14 protein-coding genes are annotated in these 16958 nt (G+C 55.2%); 4 read left to right on the top strand and 10 right to left on the bottom strand.

The window, feature by feature from the left end; all coding sequences use genetic code 11:
- Positions 1–60: 60 nt before the first annotated feature.
- Positions 61–1170, bottom strand: coding sequence for a maltose/maltodextrin ABC transporter ATP-binding protein MalK (malK, locus tag V1566_RS04185; protein WP_193941048.1), 1110 nt, complete (start codon positions 1168–1170; stop codon positions 61–63).
- Positions 1171–1540: 370 nt separating this feature from the next.
- On the opposite strand from malK, the gene malE reads away from it, so the two are divergent.
- The 3 genes from malE to malG all read left to right on the top strand — a co-directional run bounded on the left by malE (position 1541) and on the right by malG (position 5302).
- Positions 1541–2731, top strand: a complete 1191-nt coding sequence (gene malE / locus V1566_RS04180; protein WP_048990584.1) for a maltose/maltodextrin ABC transporter substrate-binding protein MalE — start codon at positions 1541–1543, stop codon at positions 2729–2731.
- A gap of 121 nt (positions 2732–2852) precedes the next feature.
- Complete coding sequence (gene malF / locus V1566_RS04175; RefSeq protein ID WP_395305148.1) at positions 2853–4397, top strand: maltose ABC transporter permease MalF; 1545 nt, start codon at positions 2853–2855, stop codon at positions 4395–4397.
- A 14-nt stretch (positions 4398–4411) separates the two neighbouring features.
- On the top strand, positions 4412–5302 hold the full coding sequence (gene malG / locus V1566_RS04170; RefSeq protein WP_023310002.1) for a maltose ABC transporter permease MalG: 891 nt from the start codon (positions 4412–4414) through the stop codon (positions 5300–5302).
- Between the two features lie 97 nt (positions 5303–5399).
- Here malG and psiE read toward each other — a convergent pair whose 3' ends face one another.
- From psiE to pgi, 6 genes are all read right to left on the bottom strand, one after another.
- Entirely contained in the window at positions 5400–5810 is a 411-nt protein-coding gene (psiE, locus tag V1566_RS04165; protein ID WP_000202963.1) for a phosphate-starvation-inducible protein PsiE, read from the bottom strand.
- A 178-nt stretch (positions 5811–5988) separates the two neighbouring features.
- Entirely contained in the window at positions 5989–8085 is a 2097-nt protein-coding gene (locus V1566_RS04160; protein WP_395305147.1) for a YjbH domain-containing protein, read from the bottom strand.
- The gene (locus V1566_RS04155) at positions 8085–8822 is read right to left on the bottom strand and encodes a capsule biosynthesis GfcC D2 domain-containing protein (RefSeq protein ID WP_395305146.1); all 738 of its coding nucleotides are present in this window, start codon (positions 8820–8822) and stop codon (positions 8085–8087) included. Before V1566_RS04155 ends, V1566_RS04160 begins: the two co-directional genes overlap by 1 nt.
- Positions 8819–9457, bottom strand: coding sequence for a YjbF family lipoprotein (locus tag V1566_RS04150; RefSeq protein WP_395305145.1), 639 nt, complete (start codon positions 9455–9457; stop codon positions 8819–8821). The genes V1566_RS04155 and V1566_RS04150 overlap by 4 nt, the downstream gene beginning before the upstream one ends.
- Positions 9458–9520: 63 nt before the next feature.
- Positions 9521–9763, bottom strand: a complete 243-nt coding sequence (gene yjbE / locus V1566_RS04145; protein WP_008503423.1) for an exopolysaccharide production protein YjbE — start codon at positions 9761–9763, stop codon at positions 9521–9523.
- Positions 9764–10130: 367 nt separating this feature from the next.
- Positions 10131–11780: a glucose-6-phosphate isomerase gene (gene pgi / locus V1566_RS04140; RefSeq protein ID WP_395305144.1), complete on the bottom strand. Its 1650-nt coding sequence runs from the start codon at positions 11778–11780 to the stop codon at positions 10131–10133.
- Positions 11781–12154: 374 nt separating this feature from the next.
- Between pgi and lysC the strand changes: the two genes are divergently transcribed.
- Positions 12155–13504 carry a lysine-sensitive aspartokinase 3 gene (gene lysC, locus V1566_RS04135; RefSeq protein WP_023334126.1) on the top strand — a complete coding sequence of 450 codons (1350 nt, stop codon included), beginning with the start codon at positions 12155–12157 and terminating at the stop codon, positions 13502–13504.
- Between the two features lie 41 nt (positions 13505–13545).
- Here lysC and V1566_RS04130 read toward each other — a convergent pair whose 3' ends face one another.
- From V1566_RS04130 to V1566_RS04120, 3 genes are read right to left on the bottom strand one after another with little or no spacing between them, the layout of a single operon-like run.
- Positions 13546–14334, bottom strand: coding sequence for a DNA polymerase beta superfamily protein (locus V1566_RS04130; protein ID WP_395305143.1), 789 nt, complete (start codon positions 14332–14334; stop codon positions 13546–13548).
- Positions 14335–14337: 3 nt separating this feature from the next.
- Positions 14338–15564, bottom strand: a complete 1227-nt coding sequence (locus V1566_RS04125; RefSeq protein WP_395305142.1) for an RtcB family protein — start codon at positions 15562–15564, stop codon at positions 14338–14340.
- A 4-nt stretch (positions 15565–15568) separates the two neighbouring features.
- Positions 15569–16696: a slipin family protein gene (locus tag V1566_RS04120; protein ID WP_395305141.1), complete on the bottom strand. Its 1128-nt coding sequence runs from the start codon at positions 16694–16696 to the stop codon at positions 15569–15571.
- Between the last annotated feature and the right edge of the window lie 262 nt (positions 16697–16958).

Raw genomic sequence — 16958 nt, 5'->3', positions numbered from 1 at the left:
AGATCATTGCTTTTCTTTGAACACTTCACCTGTCGGTTTCGTGTCTTCTTTTGGGATTGCTTAAACGCCTGGCTCTTTGTGCAACCGACGACATGCAGTGCCATCCTCACGGAACAGATGGCAACGCTCTGGCGGCAAGCCGATAGCGAATGTGGCACCCTCTTCTACCAACACCACGTCATTCTGGCGGTAGACCAGGTTCTGACGGATGGCGGGGATCTGGATATGAATCTGTGTTTCGTGACCAAGCTGTTCGACGACCTGAACGTCACCTTCCAGGGTCACATCAGCGATGTGGCTCGGCAGCAGGTGCTCAGGACGAATACCGAGGGACATGTTTGCCCCGACCTGTACGTTGGCGCTGTCGACCGGCAGCCAGATCTGCTGGCGGTTTGGCAGCTCCACCTGTACCTGTTCAATGGCTGTCGCGGTCACTTTGACGGGCAGGAAGTTCATCTTTGGCGAGCCAATAAAGCCCGCAACAAAGCGGTCTGCCGGGTAGTGGTACAGCTCCAGCGGTTTACCCACCTGCGCCACGCGACCGGCATCCAGCACCACGATTTTGTCGGCGAGGGTCATCGCTTCCACCTGATCGTGGGTGACGTAAATCATCGTGCGGCCAAGACGCTTGTGCAGACGGGAGATTTCAATACGCATCTGGACGCGCAGGGCGGCATCCAGGTTAGAGAGAGGTTCATCGAGCAGGAACACGCGCGGCTCTGCTACCAACGTACGGCCAATCGCCACACGCTGACGCTGACCACCGGAAAGCGCTTTTGGTTTACGCTCCAGCAGGTGAGCCAGCTGTAACACTTCCGCTACCTGCGTCACGCGCTGGTTAATGACCTCTTTCTTCGCGCCAGCCAGCTTCAGGCCAAAGGACATGTTTTCAGCAACGGAAAGGTGGGGATAGAGTGCATAAGACTGGAACACCATGCCTACGCCACGTTCGGCAGGCGGGATGTCGTTCATTCGGGTATCACCAATCAGCAGGTCGCCGCTGGTGATCGTTTCAAGACCGGCAATCATACGCAGCAGAGTAGATTTACCACAGCCTGATGGGCCAACAAACACCACGAATTCGCCTTCGTTGATGTCCAGATTGATGTCTTTCGACACCACAACGTCACCCCAGGCTTTCGTTACATTACGCAGCTGTACGCTCGCCATGCCCTTCTCCCTTCGTTACAACCTGTCACCGACAGAAACATTCAAGATAAGTTCACTATGGGGTATCCATTACTTTCCCGAATCCTCCACCCCCCGCCTTTTTTATGGGGGAGGAGGCGGGAGGATGAGAGAGCAGGCTCTGCGACCGCCGCTGGCGGGCTGAGGCGAAATTCGTGAAGCCGCTTGCAAAATTCGGTGGTTTTTTATGTGCGCCAGCACTCATAACTTAAATTTATGCAACGGAGATCACACAAACGGGGGGTGGGGCGTAGGGGTTGGGAGGATGGAAAGAGGATGTCAAATAAGGAGACTGAGACACGTTGAACCACTGAAGTCATACCACGAGACATCACCAAAAAGGATGGCAGCTATGAATATCAAGACTGGCGCACGCGTTTTCGCATTGTCCGCCCTCGCAGCAATGATGATTTCCGCACCGGCGCTCGCCAAAATTGAAGAAGGCAAACTGGTTATCTGGATTAACGGCGACAAGGGCTATAACGGCCTGGCCGAAGTGGGCAAAAAATTCGAGAAAGACACCGGTATCAAAGTTACCGTAGAGCACCCGGACAAGCTGGAAGAGAAATTCCCGCAGGTTGCAGCAACCGGCGACGGCCCGGACATCATCTTCTGGGCGCATGATCGTTTCGGGGGTTACGCGCAGTCTGGCCTGCTGGCAGAAGTGACGCCAGATAAAGCCTTCCAGGACAAACTGTTCCCGTTCACCTGGGACGCCGTTCGCTATAACGGCAAGCTGATCGCTTACCCTATCGCAGTTGAAGCCCTGTCTCTGATTTACAACAAAGACCTGGTACCAAACCCACCGAAAACCTGGGAAGAGATCCCGAAACTGGATAAAGAGCTGAAGGCGAAAGGTAAATCCGCCCTGATGTTCAACCTGCAAGAGCCATACTTCACCTGGCCGCTGATTGCTGCCGACGGCGGTTACGCGTTCAAGTTTGAAAACGGCAAATATGACGTGAAAGACGTGGGCGTAGACAACGCGGGCGCGAAAGCGGGTCTGACCTTCCTGGTCGATCTGATCAAGAACAAACACATGAATGCGGATACCGACTACTCCATCGCGGAAGCGGCGTTCAACAAAGGCGAAACCGCGATGACCATCAACGGTCCGTGGGCCTGGACCAATATCGACAAGAGCAAAATCAACTACGGCGTGACGCTGCTGCCAACCTTCAAAGGCAAGCCGTCTAAACCGTTCGTTGGCGTGCTGAGCGCAGGCATCAACGCCGCCAGCCCGAACAAAGAGCTGGCGAAAGAGTTCCTGGAAAACTACCTGCTGACCGATCAGGGTCTGGATGAAGTGAACAAGGACAAACCGCTGGGCGCCGTTGCGCTGAAATCCTTCCAGGATCAGCTGGCGAAAGACCCACGTATCGCGGCCACCATGGATAACGCCCAGAAAGGCGAAATCATGCCGAACATCCCTCAGATGGCCGCGTTCTGGTACGCCACCCGTACTGCGGTCATCAACGCTGCAAGCGGTCGTCAGACTGTCGATGCCGCGCTGAAGGATGCTCAGGGTCGTATTACTAAGTAAGTCTGAAAAACGGCGGGTGGCGCATGCGCTTACCCGCCCTACGACTACGGCACGATCCGTAGGTCAGGTAAGCGCAGCGCCACCTGACGATAAGTTTCCACCGTTGTAGAGGAAGAACCCCATGGATGTCATTAAAAAGAAACGCTGGTGGCAAAGCGACGCGCTGAAGTGGTCAGTGATAGGTCTGCTGTGTCTGCTGGTGGGTTACCTTGTTGTTTTAATGTACGTACAAGGGGAATATCTGTTCGCCATCATGACGCTGATTTTAAGCTCTGCTGGCCTGTATATTTTCGCTAATCGTAAAGCCTATGCCTGGCGCTATGTCTATCCGGGCGTGGCCGGGATGGGGCTGTTTGTCCTGTTCCCGCTGATTTGTACCATCGCCATTGCGTTCACCAACTACAGCAGCACCAACCAGCTTGCGCAGGAACGCGCGCAGCAGGTCCTGCTGGATCGCTCATATCAGGCAGGCAAGACCTTTAATTTCGGTCTGTATCCTGCCGGCAACGAGTGGAAGTTAGCGCTTACTGACGAATCAAGCAGCAAATACTATGTCTCCGACGCGTTCAAATTTGGCGGCGAGCAGAAGCTGGCCTTAAAAGAGGCACAGGCCCTGCCTGAAGGTGAACGTGCCAACCTGCGCGTTATTACCCAGAACCGTCAGGCGCTGACCCAGCTCACCGCCGTGCTGCCAGACGAAAGCAAAGTGACCATGAGCTCGCTGCGCCAGTTCTCCGGTACGCAGCCACTCTATACTCTGGCGAACGACGGCACCCTGACCAACAACCAGAGCGGCGTGAAATATCGTCCGAATAACGACATTGGTTTCTATCAGTCTATTACTGCCGACGGCAAATGGGGTGATGACAAACTCAGCCCTGGCTATACCGTCACCATCGGCTGGGACAACTTTACCCGCGTGTTTACCGACGAAGGCATTCAGAAACCGTTCTTCGCCATCTTCGTCTGGACAGTGGTCTTCTCGGTACTGACGGTGATCCTGACCGTTGCCGTGGGCATGGTGCTGGCCTGTCTGGTCCAGTGGGAATCCCTTAAGGGCAAGGCGATTTACCGCGTGCTGCTGATTCTGCCGTACGCCGTACCGTCGTTTATCTCGATTCTGATTTTCAAAGGGCTGTTTAACCAGAGCTTCGGTGAAATCAATATGATGCTCAGCGCCTTGTTCGGCATCAAACCGGCCTGGTTCAGCGACCCAACCACCGCCCGCTCAATGATTATCATCGTGAACACCTGGCTCGGTTATCCGTACATGATGATCCTGTGCATGGGCCTGCTGAAGGCTATCCCGGACGATCTGTACGAAGCCTCGGCGATGGACGGCGCGGGCCCGTTCCAGAACTTCTTCAAGATTACGCTGCCGCTGCTCATTAAGCCGCTGACGCCGCTGATGATTGCCAGCTTCGCCTTTAACTTTAACAACTTCGTGCTGATTCAGCTGTTGACCAACGGCGGCCCGGACCGCCTTGGCACCACCACGCCAGCAGGCTATACCGACCTGCTCGTGAGCTACACCTACCGCATCGCCTTCGAGGGCGGCGGCGGTCAGGACTTCGGTCTGGCGGCGGCGATTGCCACCCTGATCTTCCTGCTGGTAGGCGCCCTGGCGATTGTGAACCTGAAAGCCACACGTATGAAATTTGACTAAGGAGGGCATCGATCATGGCAATGGTACAACCCAAATCTCAGAAACTGCGCCTCCTGGCGACGCACTTAGGCCTGCTGATTTTCATCGCGGCGATCATGTTCCCGCTGCTGATGGTTATCGCCATCTCCCTGCGTTCGGGTAACTTCGCCACCGGGAGCCTGATCCCGGACGAAATCTCCTGGGAGCACTGGAAGCTCGCGCTGGGCTTCAGCGTGGAACACGCGGATGGCCGCGTCACGCCGCCGCCGTTCCCGGTGCTGCTGTGGCTGTGGAACTCGGTGAAAATCGCAGGCATTACCGCCATTGGTATCGTGGCGCTTTCCACCACCTGCGCCTACGCCTTCGCCCGCATGCGCTTCCCGGGCAAAGCGACGCTGCTGAAAGGGATGCTGATTTTCCAGATGTTCCCGGCCGTTCTGTCACTGGTGGCGTTGTATGCCTTGTTTGACCGTCTGGGCCAGTACGTACCGTTTATCGGTCTGAACACCCACGGCGGCGTGATCTTCGCCTATCTTGGCGGTATCGCACTGCACGTGTGGACCATTAAAGGCTATTTCGAAACCATCGACGGCTCGCTGGAAGAAGCGGCCGCGCTGGATGGCGCAACCCCATGGCAGGCGTTCCGCCTGGTGCTTCTGCCGCTGTCAGTGCCTATCCTGGCGGTAGTGTTTATTCTGTCGTTTATCGCTGCGATCACCGAAGTACCGGTTGCCTCACTGTTACTGCGTGATGTGAACAGCTACACCCTGGCCGTAGGTATGCAGCAATACCTCAACCCGCAAAACTACCTGTGGGGCGACTTTGCCGCGGCGGCCGTACTTTCTGCTATCCCGATTACCGTGGTGTTCCTGCTGGCGCAGCGCTGGCTGGTTAACGGCCTGACGGCGGGCGGTGTGAAAGGTTAAGTTTCATTTTGTTATGCCACTGCAACCCTCAACTTTAGACGTATTGTATTGACCCAACTTGTGACTGTTGTTAGGCGGCCTCCGGGCCGCCATTTTTTTATTCGCGTTTCAGCCGCTTCGAGTTGCACAGCCAGAGGGTGATCACCAGCAGCAGGATCGCCGCCGAGTAGATTAGGACGTCGAGCGGAGATTTATGATCGACGATGATCAGCCGCACTATCGCAGTGATCCCTATGTAGACAAAATAACGCAGCGGGAAGTGAAAGCCGGACTGAAAGTACTTTACAATCAGGGCGATAAATTCAAAGTAGAGAAAGTAGACCACCAGGCCTTCCACCAGCGCATATTTGCTGGTTTGTTCAGGGGCGAACAGTACATCCGCCAGATGCACCGTCTCTTTACCCAAAAAGACGACCAGTATCAGGCCAAGGCTCAACAGACCGAGGTTTAGCACGGTCTGGAGGATAGTTGAGATAAACTCAACGCGCGGGCGAGTCAGGGATGTCATACAGCACCTCATTCTCCAGGGCGAGGTTCCTGTATAACGCAAAAATGTGACGGGGATCTATATTTTTTGTTTATGTTTTGTCCGCATGAGCATTCCTGCCGGGCGGCACTGCGTTTGCCCGGCCTACAAAAACCCTATCGTAGGCCCGGTAAGCGCAGCGCCACCGGGCAAAGAAGCATCAGCGGAAGTTAATGTTCTTATCGCTCGTCATGTCATACAGCTGGAACTTACGCCCAAGCTGCTGGCCGCCGTCGCGCGTCAGCGGCGTCCAGCCCACTGCCGCACGGCTGCGGGTTGGTCCTGACGAGAACAGATCCAGCGGAATCGACACATAGACCCCTTTGGTGAAGTCCCCTTCCCCGTATTCGTCCGGCGAGACGTTGGTGATGGTGGCATAGCCGCCCACCACGACGCCGCTGTCAAAGTGTTTGGAGATATCCAGCGTACCGCCCTTATCGCCCGCCAGGTACTGGCCGACGCTGGCTTTCACCAGCACGTCCTGCGCGAACGACGGCGTCCAGTAGGCGGTCAGGTGACCCGTTTTGACGCTGTAGTCGGTGAACTTCATCATGTCCTGCGCGCTGCGCCAGTCACGCTGTTTGACGTAGTTAGCGTCAATCCCAAACGCCCAGTTGCTGTCAACAGGACGATAAAGCACTTCCGCCCCCGCACCGCCGAACATAGTTTCCAGATACCCGCCGTAGACCTGGCCGTAGAAGCCGTTGCCGAAGTACTGGAAGTAGTTGGCCTGCAGGTTGTTCACGTAAGCGTTGTTCTGCACATACTCACGCACGCGGGTACGCACGCGCGGCAGCTGTGAGTCGTTTGGCGGGTTGGTGTAGTTGAACTTGTCGTAGTTGTTGGCGATGTTGCCGAACAGGCTGCCGGTGGTCAGCAGATGGTCGGTGACCCACAGATCTGCCGTTGCCATCACGCCCAACTGATACATATAGAAGTTTTCAGGCCCGCCGACGGACTGGTTCAGCACCGGATCGATATGGAAATCGAAGCGCGATTTGTCGATATACCAACCCTGCTCGGTGGTGTCTGGCACCACGGGCTCGATGCGTTTTTGCACCAGCTCGGTTTCATGCCCAAGCGGCTCGCCTTCAAGATGGCGCTTGAGGCTGGCAACGTCCGTTTCGGTTGTGACCTGCGGCAGGTTGAGACGGTTCTCCGTCACGCGGATCGTGCGGATCCCCTCCGGCAGATCGTTCATAACGATCCGGTTGGCGCGTTCGATCCCTTCGCGCGAGTCGCGGTATTTCACCTGCTCGCCGGTGACGTAAAGCGTATCGCCCTTGGTCTGAATCTTCGGATCCGCCAGACCGGCATTGTATTTCAGCAGCGTCAGCTGGTTTGCCACCACGGAGTGCTGCAGAATCGCATCCTGCGGCTCCGGCTGGTATGCAGGGCGCGCGTTATCATTGTAGTGCGGCCGCATGTCGTTAAAGTTGGTGCGCAGCGTAAAGCCAAACATCACCGTATTGCCGCGCTCGTAGCTGAGGTTAACGTCGGCCCAGTCGGTGACGCGATAAATGGCGCCGACGTTAAACTTGCTCTTCTGCTCAATCTTCCCGGCGAAGTCCTGCGAGTAGTCATTCCCTTCATACTCCAGCTTCAGGCGTAATGGCTGCCAGGGCGTTTGATACTCCACACCGCCAAACAGCGAGGCGGGGCCGTGGAACATCTGGTCACCGTTGATGGAACCGGCTTTTTTGTAGCTGTTATCGCGGTAGCAGTATTTATCGCTGTAGGAACAGAACGGGTTTTTCACGTTACCGCTGGTGCCGAGATAGCCCCACCCCAGGCCAAGCGAGAAGTCGAACGGGCCCCAGGCTTTGCTGGCTACGATGTATTCCGCATCAAACAGACCGGTACCACCGATATCTTTGGCGCCCACGGACACCTGCGGCATCCAGTAACTCTCTTCCCACAGGCGCAGCTTGACGTCGAAGGCTTTATCTTTATAGGTCTGATCGCCTGAGAACGCCTCGACGCTGCTGTATTGTTTCGTCCGCACGTCGGTATAGCGCAGCGTGGTTTCAAGCCACGGGAACAGCTGCACCGACGCCGAGTAGTAGCGATACTGGTCGTTATCACGGTAGTTAAGGCTAATTTCCCCTTCGCGCGCCATACGCGCGGTGGGGGTTTGCAGTAAACCGACGCCGCCGAAGTCTGACTGAGACGGGCCAATGGGTGCCGGATACGTTTCTGCATGGCAGGCAGCACTCACGCAGAGCGCCAGCATGCTGTAGAGATAGGTTCTTTTCATTATTCCGGTATCCGCTGAATCAGGGAGTGAAGGATATCGGCGTTAAGCCCGTCATACGCCTTCGTCCAGAAATGGTCGGCAAAACCGACAAAAATGATGCTGCCCGGCATAGGTTCGATATGCCGTTTATTCCAGTAAGCAACGGGGGCTTTTTGTGTGTGCCCGTCAGGGTAAACCACCCAGGCGTAGCTGTTATCGGCACCGTTCAGCAGGCTCTGCTCGTCGAGGTAGCTCACCACGTCACGGCCGGGCGTAAAGGGCTTTTTACCCGGGCTGCTGATAAGCCCCATCACGGTCACCGTCGTCGGCTTCACCGGCAGCCAGAGCGTATACTCCCCTTCAAGCGTGGGGTTGCCCTTTTCCGTGACGCGCACTTCATCTGGATCAAGATTCACTATCTGACGGCCCGTCACCTTCAGCGCCTGCAGCTGCTGGCGAACGCTGTTAATGGCCGCCGCGTCGTCGCCATCTTCCTGCTCCGCTAACCCCGTCAGCCTGGCAAGGAGCGCCTTGTGCTGTTGTTCCGCTTCAGCGGTCTTCTGCCGTTCAGCGATGACCGCGCCTGGCCACCAGCTGTTGGCGAGCCTTGGCTGTCCGACGAGATCGAGCAGATGCTCGGCGTGGGTTAAGGTTTTGGGTTTTTCACTGTCCGGCGTGTAGACATTTACCGTCCCTGCGGACCATGCCAGCGGCGCGGCAAGGCTGGCGAGAAGCGCAACGTGGATGAGCGTTTTCATGATTTCGCCGCCTTGATCAGGGTGGTTTTCACCGGGAAGAATCCGGCACCGAGATACTGCAGGGACTGGCGGATCTGCCCTTCCTCGTCGATCCAGAAGCGGTTGTGCCAGGTGGCCTGGTCGGTGGTGACTTCTTCATCCAGCACGCGAACATGGGTTTCGTCGCTGCCGACTTTCACGTTGTCCATGCCGTCCCAGCGGAAGGTCGAGCGTGCCGTGGCGTAACGCACCTGCTTATGTTCGGTCCAGCCCATCGTGCGCGTCCAGCTTGCGCCGTCGGCGATCTGGCTCGGCTCGATCAGCGGATCGGCAGCGATATTATTCACTTCCAGCAGGTTGTCGCCGCCCAACAGGGTTTTCACGATACGGCCATGCTGCGTCACGATGGTGGCCTGATCCTGCGTCACCCATTTCTGCTGCCCGTTTTCATCGAAAGCGAGCACCACAAACAGCTGCGGGCCATCGTTAAGCTGCATGTACTGACTGGCATAGGGCATGTTTTGAAGTTCGTCATCGGTCAGATGTACGCCCGGTGTGCCGAACATACTTTCCCACAGTGAGTTTCCCAGCCCTTTAGTGGTGGCCGAGCACGCCTGCAGCAGCAGGCAAATCAGAATGATTGCAGGTCGCTTCACGACTCTTCTCCGAAGGGGCGAAATAACCACACCGAAGTGTGGTTATGATTAAAACACCCGCTATTACTGGGTGCTGGTTGTCGTGGTGGTCGTGGTTCCGGTATTGGAGCCATCACCGCCACCGGTTGCCGCCAGCGCGACACCCACGGCTGAACTTACGGTGCTGGCGCTGGCTGCGGTAGAACTTCCCGCAGACGCAGACGTCGCAGCCGAACCTGCCGCTTCCCCGACCTGAACCGGAGCTGCATAAACAGATGTCGCCGCAAGCGCAGATATGGCAAAAATGCCATACAGTACTTTCTTCATAACAATTTCCCTTCAATGAATGAATGGAGATTTGCCCGAAAAGAATTTCAGGCGGAATCGAGTATACACAACTACTGCCGTGGGTTTGCCGTAAGGGGAAATAGGGAGAGGGTTTTCGGACTAATGGTTAAAATCGAAATGAAAGACAAATAACAGAAATATATAATATATAAAAATCAAGAAGTTATAATATAAAAATATTAATGGGCTACTGCGTATTTTCTTAAAATAAACCGCAGCAATTAACGGGTTAAGCGTCTTTTTCGGATTAAACTCAGATCCAGAGTTTGAGTTAACTAACAGACATCAGGAATTATCCGATAAAAAAATGCCGGCATTAAGCCGGCACGTTTTCATGACGTTTTAATTACGCACGCCATGCTTTATAACGGTTGATCAAACCATTTGTCGAGCTGTCATGGCTGGCAATCGCTTTATCGTCACCCAGCTCTGGCAGAATACGGTTTGCCAGCTGTTTGCCCAGCTCAACGCCCCACTGGTCAAAGGTAAAGATGTTCAGGATGGCGCCCTGCGTGAAGATCTTGTGCTCGTACAGGGCAATCAGCGCACCCAGGCTGAACGGCGTGATTTCACGCAGCAGGATGGAGTTGGTTGGACGGTTGCCTTCGAACACTTTGAACGGCACAACGTGGTCCAGAGTTGCCGGATCTTTACCCTGGTCACGGTATTCCTGCTCAACTACCTCGCGGGATTTACCGAACGCCAGCGCTTCGGTCTGCGCAAAGAAGTTCGACAGCAGCTTCGGATGGTGGTCGGACAGCGGGTTATGGGTGATAGCCGGGGCGATGAAATCGCACGGTACCATTTTGGTGCCCTGGTGAATCAACTGGTAGAAGGCATGCTGACCGTTGGTGCCCGGCTCGCCCCAGATGATTGGGCCAGTCTGGTAATCCACCGCGTTGCCGTTACGGTCAACGTATTTACCGTTGGACTCCATGTTGCCCTGCTGGAAGTAGGCCGCAAAGCGGTGCATATACTGGTCGTATGGCAGGATCGCTTCGGTTTCAGCGCCGAAGAAGTTGTTGTACCAGATACCGATCAGCGCCAGCAGCACCGGCAGGTTTTTCTCTGGTGCGGTCGTGGAGAAGTGTTTATCCATCGCGTGCGCGCCGGAGAGCAGCTCAACGAAGTTGTCGAAGCCCACGGACAGGATGATGGACAGACCGATCGCGGACCACAGAGAGTAGCGGCCGCCAACCCAGTCCCAGAACTCGAACATGTTCGCGGTATCAATGCCGAACTCGCTGACCGCTTTACCGTTGGTAGACAGCGCCGCGAAGTGTTTCGCCACGTGCTTGTTGTCGCCCGCGGTTTTCAGGAACCAGTCGCGCGCGCTGTGGGCGTTGGTCATGGTTTCCTGAGTGGTGAAGGTTTTGGAGGCAACCAGAAACAGGGTGGTTTCCGGGTTCACGTTCTTCAGCACTTCGGCGATGTGGGTACCATCGACGTTAGACACAAAGTGCATATTGAGGTGGTTTTTATACGGGCGCAGCGCTTCGGTCACCATGAACGGACCGAGGTCAGAGCCGCCGATACCGATGTTAACCACGTCGGTGATCGCTTTGCCGGTGTAGCCTTTCCAGCTACCGGAGATGATCGCTTCGGAGAAGGCTTTCATCTTTTCCAGCACCGCGTTCACTTCCGGCATGACGTCTTTGCCGTCAACGATGATTGGCGTATTGCTACGGTTACGCAGGGCCACGTGAAGCACGGCACGGTCTTCGGTACGGTTAATCTTCTCACCGGAGAACATGGATTTGATGGCGTCGGCCAGCTCAGTCTCTTTCGCCAGATCCTGCAGTTTTGCCAGCGTCTCTTCGGTAATGCGGTTTTTGGAGAAATCCACCAGCATCAGGTCGTCGAAGGTCGCGGAGAACTTTTTGAAACGATCGGCATCTTTCGCGAACAGATCCGCGATGGTGACGTCTTTCATTTCATCAAAATGTTTCTGGAGTGCCTGCCAGGCAGCGGTCTGCGTTGGGTTGATGTTTTTCATTAGCAATACTCTTCTGATTTGAGAATTGTGACTGCGGTCGATTGTAGCGCCTGCAAATAAAAATTGTGATGGTTTTTATGCCATTGCCCTGGCCTGCATCAAACGCAGGTGAAAAGACCCGAAAAGTATAGCTGCTGAGGTGCCCTCTCGGGGCGGCGAAATGTCGGCCAAAATGCCCTAAAACGGAGCATAAAATCTGGCTCTGTTATAAGTCCTGTTTCTCAGGGGTACCCCCCCATAAAAAATCCGCATAATCCCAGCATTGACAGGACCTCCCCCGCATTTTATTTATAGGGCCGTATTTTGCGCCTGCACCTGTTTTCGTTTCACTCTTGTGCCAAGGTCGCTTATTCATTCCCTGACACGAGGTTGTTATGACGAGTTTTGTGGTCGCCAAGTTTGGCGGCACCAGTGTGGCCGATTACGATGCCATGAACCGCAGCGCCGATGTGGTGCTGGCCGATCCGAATACCCGCCTGGTGGTGCTTTCTGCATCCGCTGGCGTGACGAACCTGCTGGTTTCTCTGTCTGAAGGACTAGAAGCGACAGAACGTTTCGTGAAGCTGGATGCACTGCGCAAAATTCAGTTCGACATTCTTGAGCGTCTGCAGAACCCGAACGTCATCCGCGAGGAAGTGGAACGTCTGCTCGAAAATATTACCACCCTGGCAGAAGCCGCCTCTCTGGCGACCTCCACAGCCCTGACCGACGAACTGGTCAGCCATGGCGAGCTGATGTCCACCCTGCTGTTTGTGGAAATCATGCGCGAGCGTAACATTCAGGCTCAATGGTTTGACGTGCGTAAAGTGATGCGTACCAGCGATCGCTTTGGTCGTGCCGAGCCGGACGTTGAGGCGCTGGCGGAGCTGACCAATCAGCAGCTGGCACCACGCCTGGCTGACGGTATCGTGATCACCCAGGGCTTTATCGGCAGTGAAGCGAAAGGCCGCACCACCACGCTTGGCCGCGGTGGCAGCGACTACACCGCCGCGCTGCTGGGCGAAGCTCTGCATGCAACGCGCGTGGATATCTGGACGGACGTTCCGGGCATTTACACCACCGACCCGCGCGTCGTTTCTGCAGCTAAACGTATTGATGTGATCGCCTTTGAAGAAGCAGCTGAAATGGCCACCTTCGGCGCGAAAGTGCTGCACCCGGCAACGCTGCTGCCAGCCGTACGCAGCGATATTCCTGTCTTCGTCGGCTCCAGTAAAGATCCGAAAGCGGGCGGGACGCTGGTCTGCAAGAAAACGGAAAACCCACCGCTGTTCCGCGCCCTGGCCCTGCGCCGTCGCCAGACGCTGGTGACGCTCCATAGCCACAATATGCTGCATTCTCGCGGTTTCCTGGCGGAAGTATTTGGCATTCTGGCGCGCCACAATATCTCGGTGGATCTGATCACCACCTCTGAAGTGAGCATTGCGCTGACGCTGGACACCACCGGTTCTACCTCCACCGGCGACACGCTGCTGACGCAGTCTCTGCTGATTGAGCTGTCTGAGCTGTGCCGCGTGGAAGTGGAAGAAGACCTGGCGCTGGTTGCCATCATTGGCAACAAGCTGTCGCGCGCCTGCGGCGTGGGTAAAGAGGTGTTCGGCGTGCTCGACCCGTTCAGCATCCGCATGATCTGCTACGGGGCATCCAGCTATAACCTCTGCTTCCTGGTGCCTGCCGATCAGGCCGAGCAGGTCGTGCAGAAACTTCATCAGAATTTGTTTGAATAAACGCAAGCATGGCCCGGGCGTTTTCACGACCGGGCCATGCTTTAGCTTCTCATTACTGTTCTCATCAGCAGCGAATCCAGATCTTTTAAATTTCCTTCACTGCTGTCGGGTAGTAACGGCGGAACTTCTCCTCTCGCTAGCTCACTTTTCAAAAAAGCATGGAGTAAGGGCCGTTTAGGACCATATTCCGCTTCACCTGCGCGCTGTTTTATTTCCAGTAATGCATCGATTTCCGCACGTAACGTCGCACTCAGTTCGCTCCCGGCAAGTAGTTCGGCAAAACGCATCGGTGGAACGCCCTTCCCAGCTTCTACCCACTGAGCCGCCAGCAAAGGGCGCAGGACATAAAAATACTTTTTCAGCCGAACCGTTTCCCCCTGTAAATAGGCACGGAAGTTTTTCCGGGCCATGGAGAAGTAATGCCAGCGGGCGCGCAATGGCGAGAAACACGCGGGTATCAGAGCACGCAGTTCGGCCAGCACCGTTTCATCTTCCTGATAGACAACAGGAGAGTCCAGCCACTCGATTAGCGTCGGGTTTGCACCTTTCAACAGGCCCAGTGCCTTGCGCCACTCCCAGCCACATACGTCCAGTTCATCATCTATCGGCAGCTCGATCACATCCCGCTGGGGCTCGACGCGCAGATACCATTCAGGACGATGAACGTACAAAAACCGCACATCATAATCGCTATCCGGTGAGGCAAAACCCCATCCCCTACTGCCTGATTCACAGGCGTAGAGCACGCGCACGTTATAGCGCTGCTCTATATCGTGAAGTTGCCCGCGTACGCGTTCACGCATCGCACTATCAACATCGTTCATGTTCATTTTTTATCCTTTTACACATACTACCTGACGCAGGGTGTGAACGATCTCCACCAGCGACGATTGTGCCGCCATCACTGCCTCGATGTTTTTATAGGCCATCGGCGTTTCATCGATAACCTCATTGTCTTTGCGACACTCTACGTGCGAGGTCGCCTGAATATGGTCGCTAAGGGTATAGTGTTTTTTTGCCGCCGTTCGGCTCATCACACGCCCAGCGCCGTGGCTACAGGAACAGAAGCTTTGCTTGTTGCCAAGACCACGTACGATGAAGCTCTTTGCTCCCATTGAGCCCGGTATGATCCCCATCTGCCCTTTCTGCGCCGACACCGCTCCTTTGCGTGTGATCAGTACCTCTTCACCAAAGTGATGCTCTTTTTGCACATAGTTGTGATGGCAGTTAACCGCCTCCTGCTGCGTAATAAAGGGTTTAGTCACTTCACGAGAGAGCGCCGCCAGCACACGCGCCATCATCACTTCCCGGTTGTGGCGGGCAAAATCCTGCGCCCACTCCACCGCCTCGATATAGTCATCATAATGGCGGCTCCCTTCCTGAAAATAGGCCAGATTTTTATCCGGTAGATTCCCCAGGTGTTGCTGCATATCCTGCTGTGCCAGGGCGATAAACACATTACCGATGGCGTTTCCTACACCGCGCGAACCACTGTGTAACATCACCCAGACGCGCTGCTGCTCATCGAGACAAATTTCGATAAAGTGGTTTCCGGTTCCCAGCGTGCCCAGATGCTGATAGTTATTAGTTTTCAGCAACTGCGGATATTTATCGGTCAGCCGTTTAAAACGAGGGACCAGCAGTGACCAACGGTCATCCACCTCTTTCGGTGGCGTTTCCCAAGCCCCTTTATCCCGCCGAGAACGGGTATTGGTTCGGCCATGCGGCACTGCCTGTTCAATGGCGCTACGTAAAACGCGGAGATTATCCGGCAAATCACCTGCCACTAGCGATGTGCGAACGGCAATCATCCCGCAGCCAATATCCACGCCAACCGCCGCAGGAATAATTGCCCCTTTGGTCGGGATAACGCTGCCAATGGTAGAGCCTTTACCGAGATGTACGTCGGGCATCACCGCAAGGTGTTTGAAAATAAACGGCATCTTTGCGGTATTCAGTAATTGAGCCTGCGCCTCTGGCTCCACGGGAACGCCGTGAGTCCACATTTTGATCGGTGCGCCGTTTGACGCCGTCAGTAATTCAAAATCGTTTTGCTGCATTACGTTATCCTTTCAGGTTAACAAGGCCATGTAATACCTGGTCCAGGCCACCAAATACCGAAATTTTGTCGATACGTTCCGCAACCCTTTCCAGGGTTTCCATCTCTTTTAAACGCAGCGCTACCGGGTTGTTCTCCATCACCTTTGCGGTGTTTAACAGCGAGCGTGTCGCAGCCGTTTCTTCACGACGGCGAATAACATTCGCTTGGGCCGATTTTTCAGCCTCAACCAGACGGGATAAAATCGTTTTCATATCACCCGGTAAAACAATGTCTTTCACCCCAAGCGACGCAACTTCCATACCAAAGGGTGACAGGCGGCCTTGCACCTGTTTGCTGACCACTTCATCAATGATCTGCTTATCTTCGAGTAACTCATCGAGAGTGCGGGTGCCGACTGCCTCGCGCAGTGCGAACTGGAGTTCGCGGTACAAATGTTCCAGCGGTTTCGTAAGCTGCCCGCAGGCTTGCAGCACATCGCTGTAGCGCCAGTTTGCCGCCAGGTTCAGACGCAGGTTAACTTTGTCCTTCGTCAGGATCTCCTGCCCGCTCACTTCCACCACCTGAAGGCGCGTATCCACTACCTCCGCCTCTACGAGATGGTTAATTTTCCAGTATGCCGTCAGGCCCGGCGGTAATAGTGACTGGATTTCTCCGTCGATTTTCAGCACCCCGACGTGCCATGCAGGTATCTGTACCACCAGGATCGCGTCGCGTCCCTTTACCGCCCCATTACGACGCGGTTGCAGAGCAGCATTCATCACGTCGACAGGCACCCGCACGTCGCGGGTATCGATTCTTTGCAGGGTTAACGCTGCATCCTGCTGCCAGAACAGCCGACGTGTAGAAGGCGGCACAATCTCCTGCAATACACCGTTGTTCGATAACACCCCTATTTCATCCGCAGTAAGATCAACCGCCAGGCAGTAGCGAGCCACCCAGTCAGGCTGAAAGCGGCGCAAATAATCCGCCAGCGCTTCTGGCACCTCGCTGCCGTCCTGGTTCACTACCAGCACGTCTGGGGTGTTTAACCACCCCAGACGGTGTACGCCCGCCTCCAGAACCCGGTAATAATCGCCGGCTTTTGCTACCAGTCCTAACTGACCTTTTTTTATCGTGATTTTTTTAGCCATTTTATATTCCTTAAAGTCAGGCGCGGGTGCAGGCACGAAATCACAGGGGAATGCCTTTTCGCCTGCGGTCCGGCACCGTTACCGGCGGCCTTCGTTGGTATTGCTGACTGCGCAATACCCCGTTTTTACCTTGATGTTTACAACGAGTTTTCATTGGGAGAATGAATCGGGAATCGAACCCTTCTGTGTGTCATTGGTTGACGGAACGCCCCCGGAAAACAGCCTTGCCGTTCCTGGTGCGCCGACGGGGCCTTAACCCCCA

Origin of the sequence: Enterobacter sp. ECC-019 (assembly GCF_043974075.1) — a bacterium.
GTDB classification, from domain to species: Bacteria; Pseudomonadota; Gammaproteobacteria; order Enterobacterales; family Enterobacteriaceae; genus Enterobacter; species Enterobacter asburiae_D.
Note: the sequence above shows the minus strand (reverse complement) of the source record. Positions and strands in the feature narration are given on the sequence as shown.